A 21,537-nucleotide genomic window follows, 5' to 3' on the forward strand; every position below is an offset into this window, starting at 1 on the left:
GTATCTTATTTCTTTGAGGTAGTAATCATAAAATCTTTCAAATAATACGGTTCAAAATAAGCGACATCTACCGTGTCGCTTATTTTGTATTTTTCAAAACTTAACAAGCTCATTTCCTTTGCCGAAGGAAACTTGATTTCATCTAAAAAAACAAAAGTTTCTTTAGTCAGAACTGTTTTGCACTTCTCTGAGCAATCTCCCACAAAATAAAGTATTTCCTGAAAATCTTCAAATGAATTTTCAGTAATGATTTCGGCCAAAGTTGCTCTCCTATTTTCAAAATTAGGGGTAAAAACAGCGCTGTACACTTCCATTCTTCTGGCATCAATCATTGGAATAATCAAGCCATTTGAAACTTTAACCTGAGAAGCTAATGTTTTCAAGGTATCAATAGCTATCAAAGGTATGCCTAAAGCGAAACACAGCCCTTTTGCGGCAGAAACTCCTATTCGCAATCCCGTATAAGACCCAGGACCTTGACTTACCGCAACAGCAACTAAATCTTTGAAAGTAATTCCTGCTTCTTGTATAATTTCTTCAATAAAAACATGTAATCGTTCCGCGTGAGAATAACCTTCTTCAGCAATTTCTTTGCACAGAATCGTTTTTCCTTCTTTTGCAAGAGCAACAGAACAGTTTTTAGTTGCGGTTTCGATGTTAAGTATATAATCCAATTTTATATTTTATTTTTAATGTGAAAATCACAATCATAAAATAAAATTTATAATTGTGATTTTCAAATATATGTACTTTATGTATTACTTCTTGCTTTCTTCTTTATCTTTTTCTGTTTTTAATGTTACTTTATCTCCAGAATTTAGCTCCTTAGAAACTGTAGTGTAAGGACCCGTAATAACTACATCTCCTTTTTTAAGCCCAGTTAAAACTTCAATATTAGTATCATCTTGAATTCCGGTTTTAATGATTCTTATTTTAGCTTTATCACCTACTTTTACAAAAACACATTCAAATTTTTTATCACTTTTAGGTGCTACTTTTTTCTCATCGGATTTAGGATCCTCAATTTTTATTTCCTTAACTGCAGCTGTATCTGATTTTACTACAACTGAACTTATTGGCACAGATAATACATTCTTTTTTGTTTTGGTAATAATATCAACTGTTGCCGTCATTCCTGGTCTAAAAGGAGAATATGCATCTGGTTTTCCTTTTAATAAATCTTGATATGATTCTTTAAGTATTCTTACTTTAACTTTAAAATTAGTTACTTGGTCAGCGGTCAAAGAAGAACTCGCCGAATTAGAAATGCTTGTCACAATCCCTTTAAATTGTTTTTTCAAATAAGCGTCAACTTCAACTTTTGCTTCGTCACCTACTTTTATTTTTACAATATCATTTTCATTTACATCAACTTCAACTTCCATGTTATTTAGATTCGCAACTCTCAATATTTCGGTTCCAGCCATTTGCTGGGTTCCCAATACACGTTCACCTAACTCAACATTAAGTACCGAAACAGTCCCGTCAGCAGGTGCATAAATAATTGTTCGTCCAAGATTATCTTGAGCTTCATTTACTGAAGCAGAAGCACTTCTTACATTAAAATAAGCCGTTTGCTTGGCCGCTTTTGCAACCTCAAAAGAAGCGATAGATTTATCCCAATCTGATCTGGAAATAATTCCTTTATCGAACAAAGTTTTATTTCTGTCATAACTTGCTTTGGCTTCTTTAAAAGAGGCATCTGCCTGACTCAAACCTGCTTTAGTTCCAGACAAATTAGCAACTGTTCTATTTAATCCCGAAGTATACAAATCAGGATTTATCTTTACCAATAAATCTCCTTTTTTTACTACTTGTCCTTCTTTCACAGGTAATGAAATAATTTCACCAGAAACCATAGAAGATATTTTAACTTCAATTTCAGGTTGAATTTTTCCTGTAGCCGAAACGGTTTCAACAATTGTAGTTGCATCAACCTGGGCTATTTCTACTTCTTTCCCTTTATCTTTATTTCCTATAATTCCTTTTTTTGAAAGCACTATCAATAATGCAATAAGTACCACAGCACTACCAATTAAGATATAAATTGTTTTTTTTGACATAATAATCTAGTTTTTAATGATTGGAATTCCAAAATAGAATTCTAAAATTTTGATTTTAAAAATATAATCGTATTTCGTTCTAAGAACCTCTGATTGTGCATTAGTGAGTAAGGTTTGTGATTGGTTGAAATCAAAAGAATTCATCAACCCCACTGCATATTTTTCTTTGGCATAATTATAGGCTTCTTGTCTTGACTCTAATGCTACAACTGAAGATTCATGAGCATTTAGCGCCCCTTTAGCATCCGTGAAAGCAGTATAAACATTTCTTTGCAAATCCAATTCTTGTTGTTCTAATGCGATTTTTGATTTTTCTAAACTCACTTTGGAACGCTCTACATTATTTTTTGCTGAAAATCCATTAAATATTGGAATTGACAATTGAGCACCAAAAGATTGTCCCTTGTTGTCACTAAATTGAGTCCAAAAAGGATCAGGCTTTTGAGCTCCAATTATAGTTCCTGTAATAGGGTCATATTGAGGAACGTCTGCATACGATACACGGCTATTGAAACTATAAAACCCTTGAAGTGTCGGTTGAAAAGCCCCTTTTGCAATAGCAACATTTTTCTCGGCAATTTCCAAATTGGTTTTGGCAATTTTTAATTCTGTTCTACCTTCTTTAGCCTTATCATAAATAACAGTTGGGGTTTGAGCCAAAATATTATTTTCATCTTTAGCGGAAGTCCCATCAATTATATCAAAATTCTCAAAATCTTTTAATTGTAATAATTGGGCTAGACTCAATTTTGAAATTAATACAGCATTATCTGCAGCAATAACATTTTGGTTGTTTGAAGCTACTGTGGCTTTTATATCTAATAAATCTCCACGCGGAATAGATCCTGCGTTTACTAATTCTTGCGAACGGGCATACTGTTTTTCATTAATAGCCAATTGTTCTTTTTGTACTTTTAGATTTTCCTTATTAAACAGCACTTGCAAAAAAGAATTAGCAACATTCAGTGCGACATCTTCCTGCATTTTAAGCAATTGATATTTCGCTGCAACTATCGAAAGATTGGCTTTACGAAGGTTGTTTTGATTTTGCAAACCTTTGTAAATATCTACACCGACATTTGCACCAGCGGAGGTAAACTGAGTAGTTTGATTGCGCAGAAGTCCTGTTGTAATATCCTGATTCAAACCAATATTCCAAGAGTGAGAAGCATTGGCATTTAAAGATGGAAGAAAATTTCCTATCGCGCCTTTTTTATCAATAGCTGCCGTTTTAGAATCTAATTCGGTTTGTTTGATTGAAATGTTGTTTTGTATGGCATATTTTATGCATTCTTCCAAGGTCCAATTTTTAGATTGCGCCTGAATTGTTATGCTACAAACTAACATTAGAATTAAACTAAAAAAACTTCTTTTTTTCATATATTTTGAATAAAAGTACAGTATCACTGCTAAACAAATTTAACTTTTTCTAATAAAGAGCCATGGAATAATATGAAATATTTCACCCATAAATCAGTTATAAAAACAATTAGACTTTGAAAATTACCATTTGTTACAAAAAATCCTAAAAATATATTTCTTTTGTTAATTTTGCTCTTTTAAACTAAAATAAAATGCTAAAATCCTTTACAGTCTTACTGATTACCCTTCTTATTGTGTTGATTTCCGGTTGTTCCACATCTCAAAAAATAGCTACATTAAAACCCGAACCAGATGATGCTATTCCCTTAGTTTACGAAAACATACCTTCTTTTATTAATTTACCAATTAGCATAAAATTAAAGGATATTGAGAACCAAACTAATTCACTCTTAAACGGATTAATCTATGAGGATAACAACATTGAAGATGATGATATTGAAATGAAAGTTTGGCAACAAGCACCAATCACTATCACGAATGATAACGGATCCCGAAGCTTCGGGGCAGGAGAAAAAATAAAAACGATTTTGCCATTGAAGGCTATAATAAAATATAGAATTGGCACAAAAAAACTGGGCGTTGAACTTTATGATACACGCGAATTTAACCTTGATGGTGTAGTCACTTTAATAAGTGATGTGGATTTAATCAATTGGAAATTAAACACAAAAACCGAATTAAAATCATTAGATTGGAATGAAAGTCCAACAATGACCGTTTTTGGAAAAAATATGCCCGTCACTTATTTAATTAATCCTGGTATAAAACTTTTTAAATCGAAAATCGAAAAAAAGATTGATGATGCTATAGCAAAATCTATGGACTTTAAACCTAATGTTCTTTCCGCATTAGAAAAAATTTGCACTCCTTTTCAAATGAGTAATACGTATGAAAGTTGGCTTCGAATTGTTCCTATTGAAATTTATTCTACCAGCGCCAAACTAAAAAACGACACTTTCATACTGGGAATGGGAATGAAATGCAACATGGAAACATTGATAGGACGACAACCAGAATCTAAATTTAACAAAAACAAAATCGTTCTGAAACCCGTCACAAAAATCCCGGAAGAAATGACAGCAAATATTGTTGCAGTTTCTACCTATCAAGAAGCTTCAAAAATAATGACCAAAAATTTCTCTGGACAGGAATTTGGCTCAGGAAGTAAGAAAATTAAAGTGCAAAACGTAGCTATTTGGCATAAAAACGGCAAAATGATAATTGCTTTGGATGTATTGGGATCTGTTGACGGAACTATTTATCTGGCTGGATTTCCACAATACAACGAACAAACCAAAGAAGTATTTTTTGACAAATTGGATTATGCCTTAGACACAAAGAATAAATTAATGCGCACTGCTAACTGGCTTGCTCAAGGATTAATTTTAAAAAAAATTCAGCAAAGTTGTCGCTACTCTATAAAACCAAATTTAGACGAAGGAAAACAAAGCATGGTAAATTATTTGAAGAATTATTCGCCCATGCCAGGTGTTTATGTAAATGGAAAAATGGAAGATATTCAATTTCAAAAAATTGAACTAACAAATCAGGCTATCATTGCCTTTATACAAGTAAAAGGAACTGTAAATGTATCGGTAGATGGTTTAAAATAGAGATCCCCTCCCCAACCCTCCCCGAAGGGGAGGGAGCCATTCAGATAAAATGGAATTTGGGTTGTTTTTTTAAATTTTTAACCCTTAGGCTTTCTTCTTTTTCATTCTATAGATAGCATAACCAATAGCCCCAACTAGAATATAAGGAATTACCATTAAGTAAACGATTCCGTCATTGACAGCTGCCGCTTTCGCTGTATTGCCTTCACTAGCCAATGCTGCACGACACATAGCACATTGTGCATAGGAAGCAACTTCAAAAAACAAAAAACAAAAAACAAAAAGTAAATTTTTCATGTTTAGCACTGAATACTGAACACTAAAAACTGAACACTGAACACTTTCTTTTCTATACATAATATGGTGAAATCATTAAGTAAACAACTACTCCGGTAACAGCAACATACAACCAGATTGGAAAAGTGATTTTGGCAATCTTTTTATGGGTATCAAATTTTTGCGATAATGCTCTAACATAAGTTATTAAAACCATTGGAATAATAGCAATGGATAAAATTATGTGCGTGATTAAAATGAAAAAATAAACGTATCGAATTGTCCCTTCACCACCAAATTTTGTAGAATCAGCAGTCATGTGGTACGCAACATACATAACAAGAAAAGCTACAGATAAAGCAATTGCTGAAGCCATCAATCTTTCATGAAGTATTCTTTTTCCGTTTTTAATGGCAAGTACAGCGGCAATTAAAACAAGAGCCGTCATTCCATTGATAGTAGCGTAAATTGGAGGTAAAAAAGAAAGCGGCTCAACATTGTAGCCAAAATCTTTTAGTTTCACTCCAAAAAGAATCGCGACTACAACCGGAATCACAATCGATACAATGATTATAAACTTACTAAATTTTTGTTCTAATGAATTATCTTCCATTTTTATTCTTCTAATAATATATTGATATCCTGCTGAATGTTTCTTACTCCTTTTTTATCTAAACCATCGTAATATAAAATCGGGTTTCCAAAATCATCTTTTCGGCAACGAATATTACCATTTTTATCAATTAAGGCAAATAATCCCGAATGCTCAAACCCTCCTGTCACCTTAGCGTTTTCACCCGCATAAAGGTTAAATCCCTTATTGGCTAAATCAAAAACATAGGCTTTATCTCCGGTCAAAAAATTCCAATTTGAAGATTTAACACCTAAAAGAGCAGCATGCTTTTTCAACACTTCCGGCGTGTCATTTAAAGGATCTATTGTAATAGAAACAATTCCAAAATTAGGATTCCCAAAAAAACTCTTTTCAATAGCCAACATACTTGCATTCATTTTTGGGCAAATTGTTGGGCATGTTGAAAAGAAAAACTCCAAAACATACACTTTTCCTTTGTAAGTCTCATTAGTTATCTTTTTATTATCCTGGTTTACTAATTCGAATTTTGGTGCCGGACCAATTTTGACTAATTTCTCATCTCCCTTAGTTGTCGGATTGACTTTATCCAGTCGATCCCCTCTTACAACTTCGTTATTTTGAATTTTATCTATTATTTTAGGTACAGCATAAATTCCGAAAATTAATACAATAAATGAAATTCCTATGTATGATTTATTTTTAAGCATAAATTAAAAATTAAATTTTTCTGGTGGCATTATTATTTTTTTTAAGAGCAGCACGATATTCATAAAGAATAACTTTAAAATCATCTAACATTTCGTTACTTAACTCTGCCGGATGAAACGTATTATAACCTTCTTTATAATCCTTCACCAGTTTTCTTCCTCTAAGATTTCTTTCTTTATCAATTATATATACGTTTGGTGTACCTAAATTCCCATCAAGTTCCCCTACCAGTTTTAATTGATCATAATAAGTATTAATCTCCTGAGGAGAGGTGAAAAGAAAATGCCATTGAGAAACATCGGTAAAAGCAGCTAAAGCATCAATCACTTTTTTAGCATCATTTTCAGTTCCGACAGGGCAAATTACAACAAATTGCAAATCTTTGAAGTCATGATACCTTTGATAAATTTTTTGATTTAGATTGAAAAAATTGCCTCTGTTTTTCAAAAGTTCAGTACCTGAAAAACCAAGAATAGTGACTTTTCCGTCTAAACTGATTTTTTTTCCGTCTAGAGATTTCCATTTACCAAAATCAGCAGTTTTTGGAGTTATAACAGGTAATTTTGTAAAACTATTTACACCCGAAGCAAAAAAAAGATAAGCAACTATAGGCAAAATGAAAAGGACAAATAGAACAATATTTTTTTTCATTGTAATGATAAAATTTAAAGTACAAAAATAAAAAAAGGTACGCAATGCGTACCCTTTTTTTGAATTAATATCTTGTTAAAAATTCCATTTAATAGTAGAATTTTTAAAAACCTCATAAATATAATTCCCTTCAGTCAAAAGAATGAAGAGCAAATATAATATCAGAAAAATTACGGGAAAAACAACTGCACTTCTTAAAGTACTTTTTTCACCTTCCATGTGCATAAAAGCCCATACAATATAGTATGCCTTAAAAATGGTAAGAGCATAAAATATCCAATTAAGTAAATTCATACTTAAAAAACTGTTCATGTGGAGAAAATCTGGTTTCAAAATACCAAGATAAACTTCTATTATTGTTACGGCAGATAATATTCCGAAAACTTTCCAGATTCTACCTGTATTAGATACGTGTTCGTGTGACATGATAATTACTTTTTTGAAAATTAAACGAGATAGAAAACTGTAAATACAAATACCCAAACTAAATCGACAAAGTGCCAGTAAAGCCCCACTTTTTCTACCATTTCATAGCTTTTTCTTTTTTCGTAAGTTCCAATTAATACATTAAAAAATATAATAATATTTATTATTACTCCTGAAAATACGTGAAAACCGTGGAATCCTGTTATAAAGAAAAAGAAATCTGCGAATAATTTACTTCCGTATTCGTTTCTGGTTAAGTTCGCACCTTCCACTACATAGCTGGCTTGGCTTAACCTCAATTCAGATTCTTCTCTAGAAAGAATTGTTTTATGTTTTTCTTTCGTTATCACCTCAGTTCTGATCAAAAGATCAGGATGAGCTTTGAAACCTGCCTGAACTTCGGCTACAGAATAAGAAGGCAAACTAGACTCATTCATAAACCATTTCCCTTTATTTCGAGTCAATTGTTCTCTTTCTTCCGGCAAAGTAGCCGCAAAATCAGCAAGAGCCACTCGGTGTCCTTCCTTATCAACAAACTGAAGTAAACTACCTCCTTTTGTTTCAATTGCACCATATTCACCTTTTATGAAATTTTTCCATTCCCAAGCTTGAGATCCTACGAAAATCAAACCTCCGATAATGGTTAAAAACATATAAATAACAACTTTATTTTTTTTCATTTGATGACCTGCATCAACAGCCAAAACCATTGTTACAGATGAAAAAATCAAAATAAAAGTCATTAATGCCACATAATACATTGGAGCGGACACGCCATGCATAAATGGAAAGTGAGTAAACACTTCATCGGCCAAAGGCCATGTTTCAATAAATTTAAATCTAGAAAAACCATACGCCGCTAGAAATCCAGAGAACGTTAAGGCATCTGATACGATAAAAAACCACATCATCAATTTGCCATAACTTGCTCCCATTGGCTCATTGCCGCCTCCCCAAGTTTTTTCTTCACTATTTGCAGTAGTAACTGTCGCTTCCATAAAAGTTATTCGTTAAAAAGTTCCCAAATTTACGTTTTTTTCTTATTTAAAGAAATATAAAAACAAAAACAAATAAACCCATAATATATCAAGAAAGTGCCAGTACATCGCACCTAGTTCAATTCCAAGGGTTTGAGTTGAATTGTATTTTTGTTTAAAATGATTATAAATTACAATTAGAAGTGAAATTACGCCACCAGCAAGGTGAATCATGTGCACAACCGTTACAACGTATAAAAAAGTAGTCGTGATTGAGCTTCCGCTTCCTGTGAAATAATAGCCATTTTTCACTATTTGTCCAAAACCTACAAATTGCAAAATTATAAACAATATTCCCAATGCTAAAGTAGCAAAAAGAAATTTAGTAGTTGCATTTTGATTGTTTTTTTGAATGGCTTTTTTAGCCAAATGAAACGTCACACTGCATCCTATGATTGCTAAAGTACTATAATAAAATGCTGTCGGTAATTGAAAATCCTTTAACCAATCGGCTCTGGATTTACTTACTACGAATGCACTTGTAAGTCCTGCAAACATCATGGTCATACTGGCCATGGCAAACAGCAATATCAATTTATATGATCGCGCTGTTCTAGATTCATGTTCGTCTGTTGTCATTGTCATTTCCATAACTATCTTAAAAATTTATCAAATATATAAACTAATTGCAACAATGTAATATAAGAAACGCTTACCAGCATCAAGGTTCTTGCTGCTTTTGCGGTTCTTAATTTGTATAATTGCACTGCATAATAAAGCATCCAAACACCTAGCAAAAACACAACTATTGCTGTCACCGGGGTAATATATAAACGACCTGTATAACCCAAAACCGGTATCAGCGAAGCTATAATAAGCCAAACTGTATATAAAATAATTTGTAAAGCTGTTCCTTTATCTTTTTTTCCAGTAGGCAACATAAAGAAACCAGCTTTTTCATAATCTTCATACAAAAACCATCCAATAGCCCAGAAATGAGGGAATTGCCAAAAAAACTGTATCAAAAACAACGTCCCTGCCTCTATCCCAAACTCTCCTGTTGCCGCAACCCAACCTAACATAAAAGGGATTGCTCCCGGAAAGGCACCTACAAAAACAGACAAGGATGTCATGGTTTTTAAAGGTGTATAAACACTCGTATAAAGAAATATTGAAATCGCACCAAACATCGCCGTTTTTGGGTTAATCGTATAAAGCAAGACGATCCCAATAATGGTAAGAAGACTTGCGATAATTAAAGCCGCACTTCGAGACATTCTACCTGCTGGAACGGGACGATTTTTCGTTCGATCCATCAAAGCATCTAAATCTTTTTCGATAACCTGATTAAAAGCATTAGAAGCACCCACCATACAATACCCCCCAATCGCTAGTTTCAACAATGTCATCCAACTAAAAGAATGAATATCATAAATCCCAAGCATAAAACCCGCAACAGACGAAAACACAACGCTAACAGCGAGGCGCGCTTTGGTTATTTCGCGGAAATCAATGTAAATAGATTTTAATGAAAGGGTATTTTGTGTTGCGTCCAATGCTACTGTTTATTTGCTCTGTAAAAACTTTTGCAAAAGTAGGCTATCAAAAGCGATTTGGCAAAAAACAATTCATAAAAAAGCTTTTTTAGAAATATAATTAAAACTAATAATCAAAATACCAGTTAAAAACATCGGAACGTATCCCTAAAGTAAACCAATTGGTACTTTCATTGAAAGTGGTTGCCGTATTTTTAGTTGGATCAAAACTTCTATAAATATAGCTTCCAAAAAACTTCAGATTAGTTGCAGGATTTATCAAATAACCGGCTTGAATATCTGTAATAAAAACAGCCGTTTTATTTCCTTGACCTACTTTTACACCGCTGTTTAACGCTCTCTTTTCATCATAATCCTTATAAATATTCCCTCCATAGTTAAAACTGTCTTCTGTAGTATCAAAATCCAATCCACGAGTACCCACAGTTATTTTTGCATCAGCAAAATACCTGTCTTTATGATAACGGGCTATCGCGATGAACTCCTTGAAATTTCCTCCCCATTGATGCCCTATACTTTGGTTGTTATGACCGTAATTTGTGATGGGAACACTATGAGAATATACATAAGGACGCACATGATTATATTCTAACTGCAATACTAAATTATCCACTTTGAAAGCATTGTAATACTTAACTCCTAACTGATAACCATATTTATTTTTCCAACTATTATCCCTTTCTTTAATGTCTCCAAGAGAAAATTCATCAAGTATAAATTGTCCGTATAGGTTTATCTGATTATTCCATTTGTATTTATACGTCAAGCCTAAAACCGCATTTCCCGTTCTGGCAGAAGAAGCAAATTCAACCGAACGATAAAAAATAATTGGATTTACAAAACTCACATCAAATCCTCTATCATTCGTATTAGTCCAAATTACCGATTCAAAGAAACCAAGATTCAATTTATTTGACACATTCCAGCTCAAATAATGGTTTGCCATAAACTTTGTAGCATAGGTTCTTTCGAGTGTAACCTCGGGTCGAACATCTTTCAGCCACATGTAAGTATTGGTGTATTTTATTTTCCAAAAATTAGTATTCAATTTAAAATAGGGATACGAACTCGCCCCATCACTTTCTAATAAAGAACGGTATCCATCCCCAATAAAATTTCTTCCATAACCCAATTGTAAATCGACGTATTTACTAGGTGCAAAAGTTATATTGGCTTCAGCCAAAGGAAAATCATACGCATCTGTTTTAAAATCTTTGGCAATTCCCATACCCAGAATAATCGCAGGATTTCCACCAGCAGGCTTTATAGATTCTGCATAACGATTAAAATAATCCGCAAATCTTCCCTGACTTTCAAAAACCGTAGTCGTAAAATTAAGCTGCTTTCCTAATCCACCACGAAAATTGATTGCGCGCGTATTTATATAAGTGTAATTTGCTTCCGTTTGAGATGCTTTACCAACTTGTAAATCCAATATAGGATTCAAAGTAAACCAATATCCATCACCTTGAATTTCAACCGTATTTTCATTCCATAATTTTCTGGTCCACCAGCCGGAAACATGCTTCTTAAGTTTATCATTTACGGCTTTAAGGTCGTAATACTTTGAAACTTCTACATAAGTATAAGGTTTTGATGCCGTATGATTGTTGCTGCCCACTTGATTTAAAGAAGCGTCAAACTGAGCATAGTAACTGTGCGAAAAAGGAATATTCAAATGACTTTCAAACTGCGGATTGTTGAACTTTTTATAGACCATACTATCTAATTCCGTAAGTTGTTTTGTTTCATTTGGCAAAATTTCTGCTCGAGCAAGTGCTTCCGAAGCCAATTGCTCCGGACTTTTCAATGGAATAGCTATTGCATTTGTATATTTAGAATAGGTTGGTTTCCCATTATAAGTTGCTGGTTTAATTTTAGGGAAAACACCAAAAACTCGTTTAGTTTCTTTTAATAAATCCTCATCGATGGCATTTACATAAATTACTTTGAAAACACCATTACTATCTACTTCAAAAAGCACCTCTACACTTCCTTTGAAGTTGTTTTGCTTAAGGTTTTCAGGAACTTCAAAATTTTGAAATACAAAATTTTGCACTTGATAATAAAAACAATTTTCTAATTCTTTAGATTGTAAGTTTTCACAATTCAAAAAAACAGGAAATCGTTCGGCTGACATACCCGATTGTACTGTACTATTATTTATTCCTTGCGAATAAATAAAAAATGAATAAAATGATAAAAGTAACGTTGACAAACCTTTTTTCATGCTGTTTTCTTTGTGAATTTAGTAATCAGTTTGTGAATTTTGCCCATTCGCAATTGCTTTTGCTCCCGAAGTTCCAATACGTTTTACACCCAATCGAATCATCTCCACAGCTTCTTCATAAGTCCTTACTCCTCCAGCTGCTTTTACCGGAAGTGGCGAAGCATTTTCCAACATCATAATAATGGTTGGAATAGTAGCGCCATTTGGTAAATTATCCTCTGTTTTATAAAACCCTGTTGATGACTTTACAAAAACCGACTGGTACGATTCTTCGGTGAAATTTGAAATAACACTGTTTTTTATCAAAGCAGACAATTGTATAATCTGTTTATCATCGAGTGCTGCCACTTCAATAATCCATTTTACAACCTTATTATTTTCAAGTCCTAATAGCGTGCATTTCAGCACTTCATCTTTAACCAAATCAACATCCCCGTTTTTGAATGCTTCGTAATTACAAACGAAATCCAAATCATCAGCTCCGTCTTCAATCGCTTGAATTGCTTCAGCAATTTTTTCATCTACACTAGACTTCCCTTCAGGAAAATCAATCACTGTCCCTATTTGTAAATTTGAATTGGCATCAACAATCATTTTTTTTGCTGTAGAAACCATGTCAGACCGAATCATAATAAGTTTAAAATGCTCATCGATGGCTTCCTGAATGAATTTTTTAGCTACAATAGCATTTTCGACTTCACTAAGACCTGCTTGTGTTGCGGTTTTTAAATAAGTAGAATCTAAATATTGTTTAATATTCATTTTTCTTGTGATTTTATGATACCATTAAAGTCCAATTAGCAAAAATACATTTTAAATTCACATTTATTTAATATAAATAGTTACTTTATAAACAGGTTTCTTTATTTATAAAATTCTTTGTCGTTAAGAAAGAAAAACTTTCTAACTATAAAAAAAAATCCCACCAAAGTGGGATTGTATTATGGATCAGTTTTTATTCAAACTAGTGTACTTATTAAACATTAAAATCATACAAACAGCAAGAGTCGCTCCTGATAAATTTGCTAAAATATCAAACAAATCTCCTTTTCTAGTTGTGGTAAATAGCGCTTGTGCTATTTCAATTGCTATTCCAAAAAAAATGGAAAGCATAAATGATATTATCAAAGGCTTAAAGACATCTAAACTATTCATTTGCTTCTTAAAAAATAAAAACCAAAGCGATGTAAACACAAAATGAAAAAAGGAATGAACAACTTTATCTAGATTCGTAATCTGAACAACTGGGATATCGTTTGATTTTATTAAACAAAAAAAGACTATTAACCCTGTCCAAGATAAAGCTGCCCAAAAATAGAATTGTTTATGCACCAATAAGCTCTTTGTAAGATTCACTCGAAAGCAACGAATCTATTTCAGCTTCGTTTGCAATCTTTATTTTTATCATCCATCCCGCTCCATAAGGGTCTGAATTTACACTTTCCGGTGTGCTTTCTAATGCATCATTAAACTCGACAATCTCACCTGACAATGGAAGAAACAAATCAGAAACAGTTTTAACCGCTTCAACAGTTCCAAAAACTTCATCTTTTTCTAAAGTCTGGTCTAAAGTTTCCACCTCAACATACACGATATCCCCTAATTCTTTTTGTGCAAAATCAGTAATTCCTACTGTTGCGATATCGCCTTCAATACTAACCCATTCGTGATCTTTAGTGTACTTTAAATTTGCTGGTATGTTCATATAAATACTAATTGATAATTATTAATTGATAATTGAATTTTAGGTGACAAATGTAACAATCTCAATTCAAATCTTGTTTAGATTTTAAAAAAATTAATTCCCAAAATTATAACGTAGCGTAAATCCAGATCTAATATTTGTTAAAGGAAAAGAAGTTGATATTACCGCTTTCGAAAATGAATGATCATAATAGAAAATTGCTGTCAAATTTTTGCTGAATGCATAATCCGCAGTAATTTTTAAAGACCAAATATTTTGTCCTCCCGCCAACTGATTGTTATCATAATCTAAATACCGAACAATCGTTTGATTATTTCGATACGAAAGATCTCCTTTTAAGTTAATGTCACTTTTTATAATTCCTGTTGGGTTGTCCGCTAATCTAGAAGAGAAAATCACATCTTTAAATCGGTAACCAAGTCCTACAACATATTCAATTCCTTTTACTTCCGTCAATAAATTATTGTCAAAACTCATCGATAACGCTCTGTCTTTCTTTATTTCGGTAAGCACTTTTAATGAACTTTTCAATTCAAAATCCATTCTTATAAGCGGACTGAATTGCTCCACTAAATTGATATTTGACATGATAGTTTTATTGAAAATATTTCCTCCCAAATCTGTATTTAGTTCTCCATTAGGTTTGTATCCTGATGGTGCTTTGTCGTATTCAAAATTAGACCTAAACGCATTTATCGTATAAGAAGCTCTGTAACTATGCTGCATAGAAAAGCGTTTGAAATTCTTCTTAAAAAAAGCAAAACGCATCAATCCATTGTATTTTACAGCCCAATTTGGTATTGGAAAGCTTCTGAAAATTCCAAGTGAAACATCCGATGCATTAGTCCCCGAATAAGCAGATAAAAAGGCCGGTAACAATACGGCCTGGCTATTTTTACCAAATCCAATTGGGTAACCCTCATTTGTTAAATAAATGTCCCTTTGCGTATATTTTGGATCTGATGGATCTGTCGGGATAGGATTTGCAGCATCACCATATCTTGGAATTGATCCACCATAAAAATTCTGAGCCAATCGATCAGCGATCATCAATCGATTAGTTTTTAAATCATCAAAAGCTGCTGATGCATTTTCATCACTGGTAGAGAATGACGTTTTTATTAAAACCGTAGAAATTGAAAAAAGACCATAACTGTATGGAGATCGTGGATTATATTCCCCATTAGTAACATCATATTGCTCAGAAAAATTTTTGGAATAGGCTCTGTCCAATGACAAATCAATTTTTAAATCAGGTAACAAATCCACATTAGCTGTAGCTTTAAATAACCTATTGGTAACTTGTGAGTAATTTTGATTAAAATCAGGATAATTGGTAAGCCATCCGTTCTTAGCCGTTTCATATCGAACGTCATCTTGGCTTCCAAAAATAAATCCTAAAGAAGGTCTTGATGAACCCAAGAATCCTACACCCGGTGTATATCCTGGCAAAATTGTACCACTATTTTCAGTGTAATTCATTTGGACATTCTTAATGCTGGTTAAAATACCTCTCAACCCATCTACAAATTCATTGCTTTTTGCAATTTGTTGTGTATTAGTATTCACAACTTTTTCCCCAGGTTTTGGAGCGGCTGCCTTAGGTTTAGGTGCAGATTTGTTTGTGTTTTTTGTTAGCCCCAAATACTTATAAAGCGCATCCATATTAAATGTTGCATTCAAATTATTTGAGCTTGCATTTTGAACAGTATTCCCTAAATTATAGCTATTCCCTTCAATTTCTATTTGTGATAAGGCATTAGACGCACGTTGCCAGCTGTAATCACCTGTATAAGAATAATTCGCTTTTATAAAACTAAACAGCGGAATTTTATTAATGGGTATTTCATAATTCACAACCAATTGCTGCATGTGTTGATTAGGATCTCCCATATCCCAATAACTATCCCATATTGTGAAACTATCAATAGGTTCATTGTTTTCGTTCAAATAGCTTTTCACAATATTACTGGAAGAAGCTGTATAATTTAATTTTAACGATTTTGTCAAATTATAATTAAACCCATACTGGTAATTAAACGCAAAATTTCTTCTGTATAATGGATCAAGACCTATTCCTTCCACATCAACTTGTCTAAATTGCTGACGGTTGTACTGTCTGATAATATTGGTATTAAAAGAAATATTGGAAGGCAGATAATTAAAGTTGAAATCACTCAGTAATTTCCAATAATCACTTTTCTTCATGAAAGCTGTTTTCTTGAACGGCTCGACAGGTTTTGGCTGAAAACTATAGGCATAATCTATAGATGAATTGGCTTGTTGATCTACATAATCCTCTATTTCAAAATCATGACGTTCTACCTGATTAAAAGACTGCGAAAAAGTGAAATTTTCCGGATCATAAACACGTTGTTTTTGCTCTGGACTTCTTTCTTTTCTAACCCCGATAAAATTGATGCTTTGACGTTTCGTATAATCAATCGCTCTCCTTTCAATATTATCTTTTTCGGCTTGGTCAGTCGTATTATCCAATAACTGTTTTAATTTGATGTCTTGATTAAAAGGGTCATATTCCGGAGTAATTGTTTCTTCACCAATGGCATAATTGAACGGTAAATTAACCCCCCATTTTGGAGGCAATAATTTCCCTAAATTGACATTAGTTACTATATTATATTGTTTAGTGTCCTCACGATTTCTTTCATTTGGACCTTCTTCTAATGCTCCAAAACCAATCGTACTTTTTTTACCTGTGGCAGAAACCGTGGCAAAATCAGCGAAATTCGAATCTACATTCAACACGGCTGCCATCCCGCCCTGATTATCCATATCAGCTAAACGTAGCTCATTGAACCATACTTCACCTTTAATGTCTTGATGGGTTTCATTACTTTTTACACCAACCATTAATGTTCGTGCTAAACCAAAATTAGGATTTCCTTTTATACCTAATCTCAACTTATTATTTTTGTTTGCCAAAGACGGATCAAGCTCTTCTTCATTTTGATAATAAATTCCATCCAGTGGAAGTGTGCTTGGATCAATGCTCATAGCCAGAATCTTCAATTTGGTCAATAATGCCAATGACAAATCTATTTCATTATCTTCAGGCCAAACAGCTTCGGCACTTAAAGCAGCACAATCAGAACTAGATCCAGAAGAAGGAACAGTAACTTTTAAGGGAATCTCTATTTGATAAAAATTTTGTGTAAAATCATTTCCAAAACGAATAAAACCTACCATTTGATTATCACGAAGCGCAATCTCATTTGGCAAAGATTCTGCGTGTAAGAACATTTTTAATTTTTTGAACTGACGCATGTCTATATTCACATTTTTAAAAACAGCTCTTGAATCTTCCGGTTCCAATCCGTCTCCTGATACTCTTAAAGAAAGCGATTGTTCATTCTGATTAATAACGGTATTATTGTTATACAATTGTTCCCTAACCACTCCTGGTGGAGTGATATAATTCACAGGACATCTCTCATTATTTTCTTGAACATTTACTGCTAATACATCTAAAGTAGTTTTGTCATCAGCAATATTTGTATCATTAAAATCAAGTGTATTGGCATATCTTCTCCATTCTCCTCTTACTAAATCTAAAGCTCCAAAACGAACCGTTACCCGATCATTAAACCCCGTCATGAACATTCTCATGAAACGAATTGATCTAAAATCGGAAATATTTCCAATAGTATTTTCGGGTTGCGAAACAGGTATTTTAAACTGAATCCATCTAGCGTCAGTAATCGCCCCGTTTGCCAATGTGACTTGAGTACTTCTTATATCAGTAATGTAATTTTGTCCAATACTCATATTAGGTTTAACATCAATACTGTATTCATAATACGCATTGATCGTATTCATAGTATTATCTCTATTAATATCTTCCACATCAGGAACGGTAGAAGCCCCTCTATTGGGATCATTAATATCAACAGCTGAGTTACCGTCTACACCATTATACTTTTTGTATCGGTCCAAAACATTTCCTGAAGCATTCAAATAATAGGTATAATCATCTGCAGCGGGATCCGATTCAGACGCAAAATTATTGTAAATCGCACCTTCTTTGGCATTAGCCAAACCATCTAAACCTACATCCTGATTGGTTCTATTATCTGCATTGGTATCAAAAGCATAAATTAAGGATTGTGATGCGGGTACATCTCCCCAATTGGCTGTTCCTGGATTTGGTTTTGAAATAATTTGATCTGGCCCAAGTCCATTTTCATATTGCTTTTTTCCATCTTTCAAAACATCCTCTGAGACTTCTCCTAAATTGAAATAGATTTTACCGGTATTGGATTGAGGTATTTCACCACTTCCCACATAAGGATCTAATATCCAAAATTGAATATATTCTACATTTCCTTGTTCGAAATTAGTAGAATTTAAAGATCTCATAATCCCTCCAAAATTATCTGTCGGGTTTGTAGAAACGTTGGAACTATTATTATACGGACCTCTATCAGAAGGATAATAACTTAAATCCAATGTATTAACAACTTGAGATTGTCCTTGTGCAATATCCGTTAAGGGATATAATTCTTCACTGAAAATTCTTCTGGTAGTATTAAACGACAATTCTTCATTTGAAATTCCAGATGGTTTTTGAGTATAAAATACAGGATCTATGGAGTACCATGCCAACTTGGCTCTTTTAAAACCATAACTCAAATCGTTAGCACTGGCATTAAAATCATAAGTGCTTCTGGCATTTTTCTCCGGAGTCGATGACAAACTCCAAGAATACGGAGAACGCATGTCGATGGTCGATTGTGAACCTTCAAAATCATCTACGTATATAGTTGATTCCCCTTCAAAACGATCTGCTTTTGGAGAATCCGGTTTCAAAAATGCAATTTCTCCTCTCACCGAAAGATTAGAAGGCACATCAGTATCCAGATTAGGCAATTTATTTACTAATCGGGTTAAGAAGGGAACTTCAGTAGAAAAATTGGAATTAAATCCAAAAATAGTATTATTTACAGATTCCTGACCAAAACTGGATTTTTGGGTAAATGGCTTCTCCGTCATTTTTAAAAAAGTCGCTCCAACCAAAAAATTATCAGAAATTTTATGTTCTACATTTACACCCATAAACCTTCTGGTTTGCTGACCAAAAATAGAATTGTTTTCTAAAGAAACTTCAATAGGTGTATTTGAAGCCTGAAGAGATGGATCTAGAATTTGAACTCTCCCCAATTGATAATTCACACTATAATCAACTCCTTCAACTAAAACTCGCCCTCCAGCTGTAACCACAACTGAACCTCTGGGAACATTGAAAGCACCAATTGGTATTCCGTCACCACCCGTGGATTTGTATTTCCCCCTTAATAAGAATTTATTTTTTTCACTGTCTTGTAACGCACCAGATTGTGTGTTACGATACATGTTTCTGAACACGTATTTCTTTTGGTTCTCATTATAATCTGCAATAGGGTCGCCATTATATCTCTCAGTCTGATCACTTCTTAATTTTTCAAACAAGAGTTCTCCAAATGGCTCTTTGGTGGTAAATATAATTCTACCATTTTGAGCGTCTATGGTTAAGCCTTGCATAAAATCAAAAAAACCATCACCACCCGCTTGAGGGTCATTATTATAATTGAGTTTATCCAAATTAAACACTTTCAGCAAAGGGGTACTGGTTACCAAATCTTCCGGTTGTGGTAACGGTGCGACAATATTAATATAATTTAGAGGTGATGGATCCGTATATAAAATATTAAATCTGAAGTCTTCTTGTTTCACTTGATAAGCACCTGGAATCTGATAAATATTTTTCATCATCAGGTTCCAAACAGGATTTTTGACATTGGTCAAATTGCTTTTCAGCATTTTCAATATCAAACTCTGTGTAATAATTGCCTGATTTGATTGATTAGTCCCCGTTACAACGGTTGCATCTACTCCGTCATTACCAAATTCACCCACTTGATAAACTTTATCTCCAATTGTATATTGATACGCAACGGCTAAAACCTCATCATTAGCTAGTCGTTGTTGCAATGAAATATACCCTAATTGACTATTAAAAGTATATTCATTAGGGTTCAATTTTCTGGCATTTTCCAATTTAGAATAGTCCTGTCCTTCATTTACGGTAACTCCAGTAAAACCTGAACTTGAAGTTACAATTTCACGGATATTATTATTCAGCAAACCTCCATTATCAATTAATTTTGGATCATATCTGTTATTTGAATTATCAGATGGATAATCCTTCATTTGATCTTTAAAAAAATCTCCCGGTATAGGATCTAACACAACTACTTCATTATCTGCTAAACCTGTTAATTGCCCCTCCCCTAAATCCTGAAGCGCAATAATATTTCTTAGATTATTATTGGTCGTATTTACACGATTTTGCTTGTTGGTAACCCAAATCTCCAATCTTGAAATCTGAACTCTACTGTCAATAAAAGGATAATTTTTTAAAGACGCATCATATTTGTTTCTAAAATATTGAGACAAGAAAAAGTGTCTGTCGTTATCATAATCCAGCGCATACATATCAAAGTCCTGAATTGTTCCGCCTCCTTGAGCAATTAAACTTTTGGTTTGGGATTTTTGTTCCGAAAATATACCTGTGACAGTAGTTTTACCAAATTGTAATTGTGTTTTTACACCAAATAAACTCTGTGCTCCCCTAATCAGCGAGCTATTCAAAGGCATGCTTACATTCCCCACTTCAATTTTTTGAATAATATCATCTTCTGAAGGTGCGTATTCTAACTTCATAAGATTTTGAAAAGCAAATGTTGACTGGGTATCGTAATTAGCATTTACATTGAGTCGTGTTCCCACTTTCCCTATCAAACTCATACTTATCCTTTGATCGAAATCGAAAGAAAGATTTGATCTGTTTCTTGGTGAAAATGAAGGATTATCTTGTTTTGTATAGCGCATTCCCAAATCCAGTTCTATAGATCCAGTTGGTTTTACATCGATGGTATTACTTCCAAAAATGGACTCGAAAAGTCCTGATTTTACATAATATCTTGGCAATAAATCTTTTTTAGCTGCTTCACTACCTTCTTTTTTCCCGTCTATGGCATCTACTTTCTTCTTGAAATAATCTCGCATAGATTCTTTCAAGACCAAGCTTTCATATTCTTTTGGAGTTAAAATAATAGGATAGTTAATAGAAAACCCATCTACAGAATTGGTATAAATATACCTATCAGTAACAGGGTCATATGTGTAAGCGGAGAGAACACTTTGAGGATCTTTTAACTGGACTTTCCCTGTAGAGAAACCAGTTACAATTGTATCCTGAACGGCTGGTGTTCCCTGAGCTTGCGATACAAAACCACAAAATATGACTAGCAAAAAAATACAAATTTTATGCATATAATCCGTGTTTTGAGTACCT

The 21,537-nt window shown here is 33.4% G+C and carries 17 protein-coding genes; 1 reads left to right on the plus strand and 16 read right to left on the minus strand.

The genetic code is table 11. From position 1 onward, the window contains the following. Positions 1–5: 5 nt before the first annotated feature. The 3 genes from tsaB to FNW38_RS02955 all read right to left on the minus strand — a co-directional run bounded on the left by tsaB (position 6) and on the right by FNW38_RS02955 (position 3,443). The gene (gene tsaB / locus FNW38_RS02945; RefSeq protein WP_143386004.1) at positions 6–674 is read right to left on the minus strand and encodes a tRNA (adenosine(37)-N6)-threonylcarbamoyltransferase complex dimerization subunit type 1 TsaB; all 669 of its coding nucleotides are present in this window, start codon (positions 672–674) and stop codon (positions 6–8) included. A gap of 84 nt (positions 675–758) precedes the next feature. Further along, positions 759–2,063 carry an efflux RND transporter periplasmic adaptor subunit gene (locus FNW38_RS02950; RefSeq protein WP_143386003.1) on the minus strand — a complete coding sequence of 435 codons (1,305 nt, stop codon included), beginning with the start codon at positions 2,061–2,063 and terminating at the stop codon, positions 759–761. A gap of 6 nt (positions 2,064–2,069) precedes the next feature. Next, a complete protein-coding gene (locus tag FNW38_RS02955; RefSeq protein ID WP_143386002.1) occupies positions 2,070–3,443 on the minus strand; it encodes a TolC family protein in 1,374 nt (457 codons plus the stop codon). Positions 3,444–3,637: 194 nt separating this feature from the next. On the opposite strand from FNW38_RS02955, the gene FNW38_RS02960 reads away from it, so the two are divergent. Further along, positions 3,638–5,059, plus strand: coding sequence for a DUF4403 family protein (locus tag FNW38_RS02960; RefSeq protein WP_143386001.1), 1,422 nt, complete (start codon positions 3,638–3,640; stop codon positions 5,057–5,059). 84 nt (positions 5,060–5,143) lie between these two features. Here FNW38_RS02960 and FNW38_RS02965 read toward each other — a convergent pair whose 3' ends face one another. From FNW38_RS02965 to sov, 13 genes are all read right to left on the minus strand, one after another. Then, positions 5,144–5,356, minus strand: a complete 213-nt coding sequence (locus FNW38_RS02965; RefSeq protein WP_143386000.1) for a hypothetical protein — start codon at positions 5,354–5,356, stop codon at positions 5,144–5,146. A 52-nt stretch (positions 5,357–5,408) separates the two neighbouring features. Continuing rightward, a complete protein-coding gene (locus FNW38_RS02970; RefSeq protein ID WP_143385999.1) occupies positions 5,409–5,948 on the minus strand; it encodes a DUF420 domain-containing protein in 540 nt (179 codons plus the stop codon). A 2-nt stretch (positions 5,949–5,950) separates the two neighbouring features. After that, positions 5,951–6,637 carry an SCO family protein gene (locus FNW38_RS02975; protein ID WP_143385998.1) on the minus strand — a complete coding sequence of 229 codons (687 nt, stop codon included), beginning with the start codon at positions 6,635–6,637 and terminating at the stop codon, positions 5,951–5,953. A gap of 10 nt (positions 6,638–6,647) precedes the next feature. Beyond that, a complete protein-coding gene (locus tag FNW38_RS02980; protein ID WP_143385997.1) occupies positions 6,648–7,289 on the minus strand; it encodes a thioredoxin domain-containing protein in 642 nt (213 codons plus the stop codon). A 75-nt stretch (positions 7,290–7,364) separates the two neighbouring features. After that, on the minus strand, positions 7,365–7,715 hold the full coding sequence (locus tag FNW38_RS02985; protein ID WP_143385996.1) for a cytochrome C oxidase subunit IV family protein: 351 nt from the start codon (positions 7,713–7,715) through the stop codon (positions 7,365–7,367). A gap of 20 nt (positions 7,716–7,735) precedes the next feature. After that, positions 7,736–8,713, minus strand: coding sequence for a cytochrome c oxidase subunit 3 (locus FNW38_RS02990; protein WP_143385995.1), 978 nt, complete (start codon positions 8,711–8,713; stop codon positions 7,736–7,738). Between the two features lie 42 nt (positions 8,714–8,755). After that, the gene (locus tag FNW38_RS02995) at positions 8,756–9,343 is read right to left on the minus strand and encodes a cytochrome c oxidase subunit 3 (RefSeq protein ID WP_143385994.1); all 588 of its coding nucleotides are present in this window, start codon (positions 9,341–9,343) and stop codon (positions 8,756–8,758) included. 2 nt (positions 9,344–9,345) lie between these two features. Continuing rightward, positions 9,346–10,248, minus strand: a complete 903-nt coding sequence (gene cyoE / locus FNW38_RS03000; protein ID WP_143385993.1) for a heme o synthase — start codon at positions 10,246–10,248, stop codon at positions 9,346–9,348. A 106-nt stretch (positions 10,249–10,354) separates the two neighbouring features. Further along, positions 10,355–12,478 (minus strand): capsule assembly Wzi family protein, encoded by a 2,124-nt coding sequence (locus FNW38_RS03005; RefSeq protein ID WP_143385992.1) that lies wholly within the window; start codon positions 12,476–12,478, stop codon positions 10,355–10,357. 18 nt (positions 12,479–12,496) lie between these two features. Beyond that, positions 12,497–13,240 (minus strand): deoxyribose-phosphate aldolase, encoded by a 744-nt coding sequence (gene deoC / locus FNW38_RS03010; protein WP_143385991.1) that lies wholly within the window; start codon positions 13,238–13,240, stop codon positions 12,497–12,499. Between the two features lie 186 nt (positions 13,241–13,426). After that, positions 13,427–13,834 carry a VanZ family protein gene (locus FNW38_RS17875; protein ID WP_317129712.1) on the minus strand — a complete coding sequence of 136 codons (408 nt, stop codon included), beginning with the start codon at positions 13,832–13,834 and terminating at the stop codon, positions 13,427–13,429. Then, a complete protein-coding gene (gcvH, locus tag FNW38_RS03020) occupies positions 13,803–14,183 on the minus strand; it encodes a glycine cleavage system protein GcvH (protein WP_143385989.1) in 381 nt (126 codons plus the stop codon). Before gcvH ends, FNW38_RS17875 begins: the two co-directional genes overlap by 32 nt. A 93-nt stretch (positions 14,184–14,276) precedes the next feature. Then, entirely contained in the window at positions 14,277–21,515 is a 7,239-nt protein-coding gene (gene sov / locus FNW38_RS03025; RefSeq protein ID WP_143385988.1) for a T9SS outer membrane translocon Sov/SprA, read from the minus strand. Between the last annotated feature and the right edge of the window lie 22 nt (positions 21,516–21,537).

Origin of the sequence: Flavobacterium gawalongense (assembly GCF_007097265.1) — a bacterium.
In the GTDB taxonomy this organism is placed as follows: Bacteria; Bacteroidota; Bacteroidia; order Flavobacteriales; family Flavobacteriaceae; genus Flavobacterium; species Flavobacterium gawalongense.

What these genes read in the sequence shown, in the direction of transcription:
- FNW38_RS03005 (WP_143385992.1), bottom strand. Translation starts at nt 12,478, where the DNA reads ATGAAAAAAGGTTTGTCAACGTTACTTTTATCATTTTATTCATTTTTT.
- sov (WP_143385988.1), bottom strand. Translation starts at nt 21,515, where the DNA reads ATGCATAAAATTTGTATTTTTTTGCTAGTCATATTTTGTGGTTTTGTA.
- FNW38_RS02960 (WP_143386001.1), top strand. Translation starts at nt 3,638, where the DNA reads ATGCTAAAATCCTTTACAGTCTTACTGATTACCCTTCTTATTGTGTTG.
- FNW38_RS02995 (WP_143385994.1), bottom strand. Translation starts at nt 9,343, where the DNA reads ATGGAAATGACAATGACAACAGACGAACATGAATCTAGAACAGCGCGA.
- FNW38_RS02975 (WP_143385998.1), bottom strand. Translation starts at nt 6,637, where the DNA reads ATGCTTAAAAATAAATCATACATAGGAATTTCATTTATTGTATTAATT.
- FNW38_RS02950 (WP_143386003.1), bottom strand. Translation starts at nt 2,063, where the DNA reads ATGTCAAAAAAAACAATTTATATCTTAATTGGTAGTGCTGTGGTACTT.
- deoC (WP_143385991.1), bottom strand. Translation starts at nt 13,240, where the DNA reads ATGAATATTAAACAATATTTAGATTCTACTTATTTAAAAACCGCAACA.
- FNW38_RS02965 (WP_143386000.1), bottom strand. Translation starts at nt 5,356, where the DNA reads ATGAAAAATTTACTTTTTGTTTTTTGTTTTTTGTTTTTTGAAGTTGCT.
- FNW38_RS02980 (WP_143385997.1), bottom strand. Translation starts at nt 7,289, where the DNA reads ATGAAAAAAAATATTGTTCTATTTGTCCTTTTCATTTTGCCTATAGTT.
- FNW38_RS02955 (WP_143386002.1), bottom strand. Translation starts at nt 3,443, where the DNA reads ATGAAAAAAAGAAGTTTTTTTAGTTTAATTCTAATGTTAGTTTGTAGC.
- FNW38_RS02990 (WP_143385995.1), bottom strand. Translation starts at nt 8,713, where the DNA reads ATGGAAGCGACAGTTACTACTGCAAATAGTGAAGAAAAAACTTGGGGA.
- FNW38_RS02970 (WP_143385999.1), bottom strand. Translation starts at nt 5,948, where the DNA reads ATGGAAGATAATTCATTAGAACAAAAATTTAGTAAGTTTATAATCATT.
- FNW38_RS02985 (WP_143385996.1), bottom strand. Translation starts at nt 7,715, where the DNA reads ATGTCACACGAACACGTATCTAATACAGGTAGAATCTGGAAAGTTTTC.
- gcvH (WP_143385989.1), bottom strand. Translation starts at nt 14,183, where the DNA reads ATGAACATACCAGCAAATTTAAAGTACACTAAAGATCACGAATGGGTT.